We start from the raw sequence: 11057 nt of genomic DNA, 5'->3' as shown, positions 1-11057 counted from the left end.
GCCATCATCTAATAGATCAGATGATAATTGATCAATTTCTATTTTTGAATCACTTTGTAAATGATTAATAAGAACTTCATTGATATAAATGGGGTCCTCTTCATCTCTTAGAATTACCCAAGTATTAAATTCTTTCGTTCTTTTAATCTTTAATGACCAAATTAGTATTGGAGCTACAGTCAGTTTATTATCCGATTGATCTCTTCTGACAAGTAGAGGAAATCCAAATCCAAAAGTATTTATACCTTTTTCTGATTCTATTGCGTCAGTCTGATTAATTAAATTTTCAAATGATTTCGTAATTTTTACTAATTGAGTTTGGTTATCCTCAAAAAGTGAATTCAAATCAGGTACGTTGTCTTTCCAACTTATTTTAAATTTTAAGGGTTGTTCAGTTAGAAGTGCATTGATGAAGTTTTTAGGTAAATCTTCATCTATATGGGATAATCTTGTGAGGTCAAATTTATATCTTGAACGTGCTGGCATTGCATTTAAATGTACACCTCTCCGGCTACCAACTTTCAGTCGGTTTTGTAATTCAATTAGTAGCTTTTCTGTTATTTCCATATTCGATTCTTTTGCATTGGCGAAATTATGGTATTTTGGTTTTTAACGCTTTACCTGTATGTCGGCAAAAAACCAAATGTGCTTAATGTGAGGCTTTTCCTGTATGATGCACAATGTTTGTGTATATTCATTGTTCATACACTGTCAAAAAGTGCTGAAATGTTTCTACTACAAAAGATTTTTTATCTGTGCTTCCCCAATATAACAATTAACCCTCAGACCCCGGATCACTAAATGCGGCCAGTTTACGAGCCAGCCAGTTACAAATAGAATCGGTTACCAAATTGTTTTTAGTTTTGATTGTTGTAAATTTTTATCAGCTGTTACTAATGGAGCATTCGTGACTATAGAGGTTGCCAAAATTAAGCGATCTGCAGGATCCTGATTTATTTCACTCGCTAAATTTATTGCAAGTTCAGCTATCTCCGGTGTTATACCTTTAAATATATAGTTATTTGAAGCTTTTATTAATCCAATCAACTCTTTGTAGGTAATATCAATTATTACTCTTTGTTTTTTCATGAGCATCGCTATTTCCCATAATGAAATCTCACAAAAAATAATGCCTCCAGTCTGTTGAGCTTTTCTTATTTCTTCTTTGGCTTTTCTACTAACTAATTTCGGGTTTAATGCATCCCAGATAATGACATGAGTATCCAAAGTTACCATTATTCCATTACTTTCCATTGAACGTCAACAGGTGAAATCACATCATTAATAACAGCCGTTTTACTAATTTCTTTCAATTTCTTTTTTGCAATTTCCTTACTATATTCCGGAGGAATTAGTTTGGCGACAACCTTACCCCTAGAAGTGATATTTATTATAGCCCCATGTTCTATCTCTTTTAATACCTTCATCAAATTTACTCTTAGATCGCTTACAGCAATGGTTTCCATAATATACTCCACTAAACAAATTGTACGTTCTAAATGTACAAAACTTCGAATAGTGATTCAAGAAGTTTTTGATATTCCCCTTTAAATTATGAGAAACTTAGTCAGACTATTTTATCTTCTTTTTTGTAAAACTTAACCCTCAGACCCCGGATCACTAAATGCGGCCAGTTTACGCGCCAGCCAGTTTCGACAGAAATCCGGCAAATGCCAGACAAATTTATACAGGAGCATCATCCTGAAGGGATAAGTATAAACCGCTTTTTTCTTTGCAACGGCTTTTATCATCAGTTGGGCTGCTTTGTCCGGATAGAGCAACCAAAATCGATTGGGATTGCCCCGGTTGATCGGGGTATCGACAAACCCCGGGTTGATAATTGTAAACTGGATTTGCGGTAGTTCAGCCGCCACACTTTGCAGGTAGTAGGTTAGCGCTATTTTGGTCATGCTATAGACTCCCCGGGCGGGAAGACCTTGCATAGAAGACGCCGAGGAAATACCAACGATCGTGCCGCTACCGTTTGCAACCATATAATCCAGGCATGCTTTTGTGGTATAAATAGCTCCTTTTATATTGGTATCGATCAAGGTTTCGACAAAATCATAGTTCCATTTTCGATAGTGGGTATTGCCGGCAACACCGCTATTGATCCAGGCGACATCGATCTTTCCCGCATATTCATGAAATTCCCTCACAGCAGATTCCACAGCGCTTCTTTCCCGAACATCACACGATTTGATCCAAAACTTACTACCGGAGTCCCGGTGTTTGTCAGCCAGTTCCCACATGGGTTGTTCCCTGCGACTCAATAATCCTAATTGAACATTATAGCGAGCAAGCGCTTCGGCCAGGGCATAGCCCAAACCTGAAGAAGCGCCTGTTATCAGGATGGATTTGCCAGACCAATATTTTTTTAGTTTTGGGTTCATAATCCTTTACCAAGTGTTAAATAATCAAATGCGCTCCCAGCAATAAATCACCGGGCAATTTTCATCTTGCACTCAACTCTAAATGGTTAATTAACTTGGATAATTCATGAATTATAGTTTTAAGCTTAAAGTTTCATAATTGTCATCCCGTCGCACAGTCTGTCGCAGAATACACATATCTGGCGAAATGTCATTCTGATCCCGCCTGGACGGGAGAAGAATCTTGCTGGTACTGCCCTTAATAACCTGATTATACAAGAGTTACAACGAGTTTCAAACAAGATCCTTCACTCCGCTTCGCTCCGTTCAGGATGACAATTCCAGGCTTTTTGCCTATTCTGCAACAGCCTCCGCAACGGGATGACAATGTTAAGGATTATGAATAGATCAGGTTTAATTAGCTTAAAATAAAAGATCAAAAACACATAATGGAAGCAAATCACCCAAAAAAAATAAGTCTTGAATGGACAAATGAATAAACAGAAGACAAGAAAGGGGCTGTCCAATAAGGTTGCCTAATTTGACTACTCTTGGACAGCCCCTTCTAATTTTCAATCCTTTCTATTTAACCGCTATTTCGCAGCTATCTTTTCCTGAATTAAGTTCATTTGTTTGTACTTGGTCCTGTATTTTTCATACAGCTGGGTATGCTTACTAGACAAATCGATCCTTCGGCCCTGGATGAATTCCATAGTCACGTTAGTCATGATTTCCAGGGGATCGCCATTGGCGACGAACAAAGTCGCATCTTTGCCTTCATCCAGTGAACCAACTTGGTCAGCCACACCAAGGATTTGCGCCGGGCTTAATGTGATTGCCTTCAGCGCCTCTTCCTTGGGCAGCCCAAATGCCGCAGCCATTGCCGCATGATAAGGCAGATTTCTTTGATTAGCAGCGCTGCCTCCGCCGGCGATACAGAATTGAACTCCCGCATCCAACAGCTTTTTGGCATTCGTCAATGGCGCATCATAAGCTTCCCAACGGCGCATGGGTGAAACCTGGATAGCATCAAGAATAACGGGGATATTATTTTCAACCAGCAAATCTGTAACACGCCAGGCATCCCGGCCGCCAAAAAGAACCATCTTCAAGTTTTCACTTGTTGCCCAGTCCACAGCGGATTGGATCTGCCGGATTTCATTTGCACGAATGAATACAGATGCTTCACCTTTCAAAAATGGGATCATGGCTTCCCATCGCAAGTCAGAATCATGATGCGGAATTCCTTTTTTACCTTCCGCTTCTTTAGCGACCATGTAAGCTCTGGCTTCGGCAAAGGCATTTTTGATTTTGTTTAATTGCTCTTCTCTGCGTTTTTTCTGCTCCTCCGGGGAGGATTGCGCCCGCCGAAAGAAGCGGCCGCGTTGTGTACCCATTGAAGGCCAGCTGACATGCAACCCAACCGATGATTTGAGAGTCATACTTTCCCAGGTCCAGCCATCCATCATTACCAATGCAGATCGTCCGGATATAATTCCTCCGCTTGGAATACTCAGCGCCAATGCAACGCCGTTTGCCCTGGCCACAGGCATCATTTCCGAATCCGGGTTAATTGCAGCTTCTGCCCGCACGTTGGGATTGATATCACCTCTTTCGGCGTAATCTCTCGTGGCTTGAACTGCATTAATTTCGACTAAACCTATATTTGAATTGGTTGAAATCAATGATGGATATACATGCATCCCGGTTATGTCAATGCGTTCGGTTCCGGATGGCAAGTCGATATTCGTACCGATTTTTGTAATTTTGCCATCTTCAAACAAGATCGTACCACCATAAAGTATGCCATTACTGATGGTGTGGATTGTGCCGCCGATTAATGCAATAGGATGATCCTGTGGCGGCGCTGGGATTTGATCCGATGCAAAGCTTAGATTTATCGCTAGGATTACTGCAGTAATTAAAGCAATCGAGTAAGCCTTCTTATGGATTGATTTTTTCATCGTTGCACCTCCTGTCCGTTTATCTCCGTGGGTTTGTCCTTTGGCTTACCCTGCTTTCCCTTGGATTTTTCTTTTGCGCTTGCAGCCATTACCTTTTGAATGATTCTTGCCCGTTCTGCTAATACCTGACCTCGCATTTCCATATCTTCTTCAATATCAAAATATTTCCGTCCTTCTATCCAGGTTTGTTCACATTTGCTATAGGTTGAAAGCGGACTGCCGCTCCAGATCACGAAGTCGCCGTGCTTTCCTTCTTCCAATGAGCCGACATATTGCTCAACCCCGAGTTGCTTTGCCGGATTTAGCGTAACAAATTTCAACGCTTCAGAAGGATCGACACCGCCATATTTAACCGCCTTGGCTGCTTCCAAATTTAACCTTCTGGCTAACTCACCGTTATCCGAGTTAAATGAAACGACGACGCCGACTTCATGCATCAACGCGCCATTATAAGGAATTGCATCGACAACCTCGAACTTATAAGCCCACCAATCGCTGAACGTCGATGCCATTGCGCCGTGTTCTTTCATTACCTCGGCGATTTTGTAGCCTTCCAGGACGTGTTGAAAAACACGAATGCGAAATCCGAAGTCTTCGGCAACACGCATCAGCATTAAAATTTCATCCTGGCGATAAGAATGGCTATGGACGAATCTTTTGCTATTTAGAATTTCGACTAAAGTTTCAAGCTCCAAGTCTCTGCGCGGAGGAATGACTCCTTTCTTTTTGTTGCTTTCATACTCTTTCCAGGCATTTTCATATTCTACCGCTGCCCTAAAACGATCGCGGATAATTTGTTCCACACCCATTCGAGTCTGCGGATATCTCCGGGTTGGATCATTCCAGTTACTTCTCTTTACATTCTCTCCCAATGCAAATTTAATTCCCGGTAGAGCTTCCTTAAATTTTAACCCTTCGGGGGATGATCCCCAACGAAGTTTAATGACTGAACTCTTACCACCGATGGGGTTTGCCGATCCATGCAATTGATTCGCTATTGTAAGACCGCCTGCTAATTGACGATATATATTGATATCCTTGCTATTGATCACATCCTCTATACTAACTTCTGCAGTTACTGCCTGGGAACCTTCATTTATACCATTGATTGCAGTATGTGAGTGAGCATCGATCAATCCAGCCGTGATATGTTTGCCATTGCCATCAATCACATGAGCATCTGACGGCGCTTTCAATCCGGTGCCAATTTTAGCAATCTTGCCATTTGTGATCAGCATATCACTGTTGTTAAGAATACCATCCGGGCCGCTTGTCCAGATAGTCGCATTCTTGATTAAGATATTTTTTTTCTGTTCCAGTGGGCTCGTTCTGCCATAAGCTCCAGCCGGATAACCAAGAGCTGCCATGGTTGAAGGTTTATCCTTTGGTTTCTTGTCTGATGCCTTTTCCTTTTTCTGATCGGATTTTTCTTCATCCATTTCATCTATGCGACTCGCCATCCATTTGAAAGTCGTACCGTCCGGTAATTCACCCTGACCTCTTAATCGATCCTTGTCGACTTTCGCACTCATGCGGATCATGCCCTTAAAACCCATACTATCACCGGGCATCACAATAGTCATCCGATGATGATCTAACGTAGCACTTTTCAGATCAACCTTACCATGAGCCGACGATAACTTTCCTTTTAATTTTTTCAATTCACCGGATAATTCTAGTGTCGCATCCATAGAACCTGCATCGGCGAGAGTGAATGTTGTTTTCCATTTTCCACGAGGATCCACAGCCGCTTTCTTCTCGATCTCGTAGCGCGCACCTCTTACCCAGGTATCCATGACCTTGCTTTTACTTTTGAACAAATCGCCATCCATTGCAACTAAATTGGCCAGTTTACCTGCTTCGATACTTCCTAATTGATTTTCCATACCAAGCATCTGAGCAGGAATCGTGGTGAGCGCAGCTAGAGCGGCACTCTTAGCAAGTCCTCTCTCAACCGTTTCTCGAACTTTGTCATGGAATTTATCTCCTTTACCTAATTTTGCACTTGTAAATGCAAAGGATATTCCAGCCTCATTCAGGCGTTTTGGATTTTCGGGAGCTAATTCCCAATGGCTTAATGCATCCAGGCTTACTGACAGAGCTGCTTCCACACTAGCAACTTCCGGTACTTTTGGAAAATTGAGGGGTAAAACCACCGAAATACCGGTTGCCTTAATATCATTCAATTGACGATATTCGAAACCACTTCCTAATATTGCGGCTTTTAAACTGAACTCCTTAATGATCTTATTCGCCCGCAGGAAATTCAATTCATCGGTTACTTCTATCATCACCGGCTGTTGGCCCTGAGTTACATTTATCAACGATGCCAGGGTTAAGTTTTCTTCTGGCCGGGTTTTTCCAATTGGATTAGCATTAAAAACCTCATGCGCCGCACGATACCATTTTGTATCAAGCAGAGTTTGGCGGATAAGGGCAATGGCTCCCATCAAAGATCCAGGATAATTTCTGCCACGAACCCTGTCTAAGGCTACATGTTGATATACTTCTTTCTTGAGAATATGATCATGAACAGGCCCTTCTCCTAAAGTCACAAGTGCACTACTTCCGCGGAAAACTCCCTGGTTGGGGGTAATTAATGCAGTGGTAAATCCAAGTTTGCGCAGCTTTTCGTTTTCCTTGCTATCCGGCTTATACAAATCTATTGCCTTCAGATGCGACTTCACATTGGGGTTCCAGCTTTGTGGACCTCTTCGAGTATCCGGTTGAGGTTGTTGTGGCGTCGCTGGATTAAAGCCGGTAGTCCTTTGTGTTTTTGGTTTTGGCAAGCCAGCCTGGGAATTCATTTCGATAAAGCCGGCATATACGGTTAGTCCTGTATAATCCCAAATTCTTGCATCAGAAGGGATATTTATGTCGGCGCCAACCGCTTCAATTACACCATCGCGAACCACAATAGTCCCCTTTTCTATCACAGCCCCCGGCTTTTGGACAATTCGGGCATTCACCAATGCATGCACAGTGGGCGTATTCTCCCGAATGCCCTTGACAGGCCCAGTCTCTGTTTGAGACCATCCATCAGGCACAAGAAAGACAAGAAGCATGAAAATCGCAAGGATGTTCATACCAATTTGTCTGGTCGAATTATGACTCATAATCCTCTCCTTTATTTAGTGATTAGGTTTAATTTATACGGTACTACCATTAAAAAAATGAGCTTCAATACAGAATTTTCAAACTGAATAAATGTAAGTCTTAACAGGTGAAATGTTGGAATAGAAAACGAATAACGTGGGTAAAACTGCTTCTTTGTTTTCTTGAATTGTCATAACAAGAAGAAATTATATTTTCCCGAATTTTAATATAAGATTACCTAAATTAATTTCAAAACGCAAGCACTTTGTTTTTTATTTTTGTCAATCTGAATTCATAGCCCCAGGAGTCCCAATCTCAATAAGACCAAATATGTGCTTAGTGTCATTAAGGGGCTGCGACTTGAATGTCATTCTTTGAAGGTTTTTAATTCTGTGGTAATTTCGTACTACAAGCCGGCAATATCATGTTATTTTTTTTGCAAAGTTTTGGTTGGCCAAGATAATCACACAGATCAACAAACAACATGGGTTTTAAATAAAAACATAAAAACAATAATATAGCCACGGATTCACCCCGTTAGATAAAAGCATCAAGTTTACCAGAAAATACTAAAGAATTGTATCTAACAGGGTGAACACAGATAATACACGAATACGCCAGTAGGCGCACAAGTTTTAATAAATGGAGCTCTAAATTTCACTTTCCCAACATAAAACAATTCTACAAATTTCAAATTGAATGGTATGATTTTTAATTTTTTTTCTAAACGGATTTTATCAGTGTCAATCAGTTGAAAATCCGTGGCTTAATTATTTGGTTGCGGCCAAAGGCCGCTCCGTGAAACTCAATAGCTCAATTAGTTTTCACACAATCTCCTTATTCAAAGCAGAACGTAAAAAATGAATACTCCTGCATGAACAAATGAGGACAAACAACCGGTGAAATTTAAAGCCAGAATACTTTGAATGCTTGGTTTAAAATAACTTTTCGAAACAATTTAATTTATACTTTTTGCTTTTTTTCCAATAAATTCAATGGTACATTAATCAAAAACAAACATTCTATTTCATATTTCACATATTTCAATTTCATAGAGTAAGGAGGTAAATATGCAATTCAATCATCGGTCGTTTTTACTTTTGATTTTCTTATTATTTCTTCTAGCATGTGGCAACCAGGAACCCTTTACCAAAGGGGAATGGATCGATCTCACGCACGATTTTTCATCTGAAACGATTTATTGGCCAACTGCCGAAGGATTTAAATTGGAGGTTGTTGCCACTGGCATGACGGAGGGTGGCTATTACTATACCGCCAATAACTTCAGCGCAGCGGAACATGGCGGCACACACCTGGATTCTCCAATTCATTTTTCTGAAGGAAAAAAGTCTGTTGAGCAGTTGACACTTGATCAATTAATCGGAACTGCAGCAGTAATTGATGTATCAAGTGCTGCCCTGGCAAATCCGGATTATTTGATCAGTGTAGCCGATTTAACTGACTGGGAAACCCGGCACGGTCAGATACAGGATGGCGCTATTTTACTATTTTATACGGGTTATGGCCAATTCTGGCCGGATAGGAAGAAATATATGGGCACAGACCAGGTTGGTCCGGATGCCGTTCCCCTGCTACATTTTCCGGGTATCGATCCGGAAGCGGCAAAATGGCTGGTTGAAAATCGAAATATAAAGGCGGTTGGACTGGATACGCCAAGTATCGATTATGGCCAATCGACGTTGTTTGAAACCCATCAAATTCTGTACGAAAAAAATATTCCCGGATTCGAGAATGTAGCTCACCTGGATCAACTACCGGCGACTGGCGCTTTTATCATCGCCTTGCCGATGAAAATTAAAGGCGGCAGTGGCGGGCCGTTACGGATTGTGGCTTTTGTGGAAGATTAAATTTTGTATATTTTTTTAGGATAATAGGCGCTAATAGTGTACTCATCGATAATTTATTTTTGATAGAAAAGGATTCTAAAATCCGAAATCCGAATAACTAATTTCTAAACAATTTCGAAATTAGAAATTAGAAAACAATATTAATCCTTTATCGCTTTGATCATTTGTAATTTAGTTTTTATGATTTGTTTTAGAAATTCGAGCTTAGTATTTAGGATTTACTTTTCGTTCACTGGCGTTAGACTTTTTACACATTACCATCTGCGAAAAGGCTTATAATCCTATCTGAATTCCGGTCAATAACTGCGGTTCCGGATTCGCATATACATACTTCACTCTCACAGTTGGTTTCACATTTTTGTTATACCGGAAAACAGACCAGGCAGCATCCATTGCGCTTAATAGATGATTCGCTATAATTAAGGATGTCGCGGCAGTCGCCCACTTAAGGCTGTTGTTGCTGTTTCGCCGCGTCTCGTTAAAATTCAAACTTTTTCCTGAGGGTTGTGTATAGGTAGAGCCTGCATCCCACTGTACATCTTTCCAGCCGGCATTAAATTTTTCATAAATCCCGATTGCCTCGTAATACTCCGAGTTTTTCTCATCGGGCAATTCCACTCCCAGGAATTTTTCCTGGTCATTGGGTACAAGGGAGTTCCACCATGTTTGCCACCGGTCTTCGTCCCAATACTCATTGGCAATGTTTATATATTCTTGTTCCCATTTTCTACCTCTATCAAGGCTGGTTTTATAAGACGCCCATGCGCCAACTTCAAAGCCAAAAAATAGCAACCCTTTCAATTTGGAACCTGAGTAGAATTCACCACTCCCGGGGAGAAGAAATGAAAAGAATAAACCTTTGGGAATGGATTTGTACCTGACAATTTGAGAAATTTGATTTTGATCGGATTCCGGACAAATCGAGATTGTCCCATTTAATTTCAAAAATGCTGGTCCATAGATTTTACCGTGTAATCCAAGCATGGAATGAGAAGAATATTTTTCATGGGGTGTACCTGCTATGATATTTGAAACCATACAAATTGAAATAATAATAGACATGATCGAACGAAAAATATTCATGGTTTTCCTGTCATTAATAATTATTCACATTTTACCTTTCCTTTTTATGTTCTCGGCAGATTTGGAACTATGCTTGAATTCAGTTTTGGACTGATGTACTTACCAAAAAGATTTTTATGTAAATCGGGATTATCCTGATATTGCGGTTGAATTGAAAGGATTATATTTTTGTGAGGGAAAAAATCAGTGAGGCTAATTTAACTTGATCTATTCATAAACCTTATCACTGTCATCCCGTCGCAACGGGATGACAATTAGGAAATTTTAAGCTTAAAACTATAATTCATGAATTATCCAGGTTAATTTACTTTGTGATTTGAGGGATGTATGTGAGGACTCCCCTTTTGAATATTTCAGTTGGGTAATTTCAAATAAAAATGCATAATAACAATCTAACTACAAATTCAGTCAGTCAAAAAAAAATAATTTGTCGTTCCTGAAGTTTTGTTTAGGATTGTTCAGAATGCTCCATCACAGCGCTGAATTCCTCTTGTTCCCGGAAATATGGACTATTGAATTCCGAGCCAATTTCAACCGCCTTCTCTTTGTCAAAAGTAATAGCTCTTCTTGAATTGAGCGCTTTCTTGGAAATGGAATGGGTCGGTAAAGTCCTTTTTCCAATAAAATAGACTAAATGGGGAATTAAGATGTATATACCGCCTGTCAAAGTTATC

The 11057-nt window shown here is 40.3% G+C and carries 9 protein-coding genes; 1 reads left to right on the top strand and 8 read right to left on the bottom strand.

Annotated elements, in window-relative coordinates; all coding sequences use genetic code 11:
• The 6 genes from IIC38_18265 to IIC38_18240 form a co-directional block, all read right to left on the bottom strand.
• On the bottom strand, nt 1-567 hold a 567-nt coding region (locus tag IIC38_18265; GenBank protein MCH8127872.1), incomplete at its 3' end, for a DUF4011 domain-containing protein.
• Between the two features lie 276 nt (nt 568-843).
• Nucleotides 844-1236, bottom strand: a complete 393-nt coding sequence (locus IIC38_18260; GenBank protein ID MCH8127871.1) for a type II toxin-antitoxin system VapC family toxin — start codon at nt 1234-1236, stop codon at nt 844-846.
• Nucleotides 1236-1466, bottom strand: coding sequence for a type II toxin-antitoxin system prevent-host-death family antitoxin (locus IIC38_18255; GenBank protein ID MCH8127870.1), 231 nt, complete (start codon nt 1464-1466; stop codon nt 1236-1238). Before IIC38_18255 ends, IIC38_18260 begins: the two co-directional genes overlap by 1 nt.
• Nucleotides 1467-1598: 132 nt before the next feature.
• Nucleotides 1599-2393 carry an SDR family NAD(P)-dependent oxidoreductase gene (locus IIC38_18250; protein ID MCH8127869.1) on the bottom strand — a complete coding sequence of 265 codons (795 nt, stop codon included), beginning with the start codon at nt 2391-2393 and terminating at the stop codon, nt 1599-1601.
• 572 nt (nt 2394-2965) lie between these two features.
• Nucleotides 2966-4336 (bottom strand): amidohydrolase family protein, encoded by a 1371-nt coding sequence (locus IIC38_18245; protein MCH8127868.1) that lies wholly within the window; start codon nt 4334-4336, stop codon nt 2966-2968.
• Entirely contained in the window at nt 4333-7452 is a 3120-nt protein-coding gene (locus IIC38_18240) for an amidohydrolase family protein (GenBank protein ID MCH8127867.1), read from the bottom strand. Before IIC38_18240 ends, IIC38_18245 begins: the two co-directional genes overlap by 4 nt.
• Before the next feature lie 1050 nt (nt 7453-8502).
• Here IIC38_18240 and IIC38_18235 point away from each other — a divergent pair.
• Nucleotides 8503-9300, top strand: coding sequence for a cyclase family protein (locus IIC38_18235; protein MCH8127866.1), 798 nt, complete (start codon nt 8503-8505; stop codon nt 9298-9300).
• A 273-nt stretch (nt 9301-9573) separates the two neighbouring features.
• Here the strand turns inward: IIC38_18235 and IIC38_18230 are convergent, their stop codons facing one another.
• Together IIC38_18230 and IIC38_18225 are read right to left on the bottom strand one after the other, a co-directional pair.
• On the bottom strand, nt 9574-10383 hold the full coding sequence (locus IIC38_18230) for a hypothetical protein (GenBank protein MCH8127865.1): 810 nt from the start codon (nt 10381-10383) through the stop codon (nt 9574-9576).
• Between the two features lie 448 nt (nt 10384-10831).
• Nucleotides 10832-11057 (bottom strand): hypothetical protein (locus tag IIC38_18225; protein ID MCH8127864.1); only part of this gene is annotated, 226 nt, incomplete at its 5' end.

It is taken from the genome of candidate division KSB1 bacterium, assembly GCA_022566355.1.
Classification (GTDB): domain Bacteria; phylum Zhuqueibacterota; class JdFR-76; order JdFR-76; family DREG01; genus JADFJB01.
This window is presented reverse-complemented; position numbering and strand designations above follow the sequence as displayed.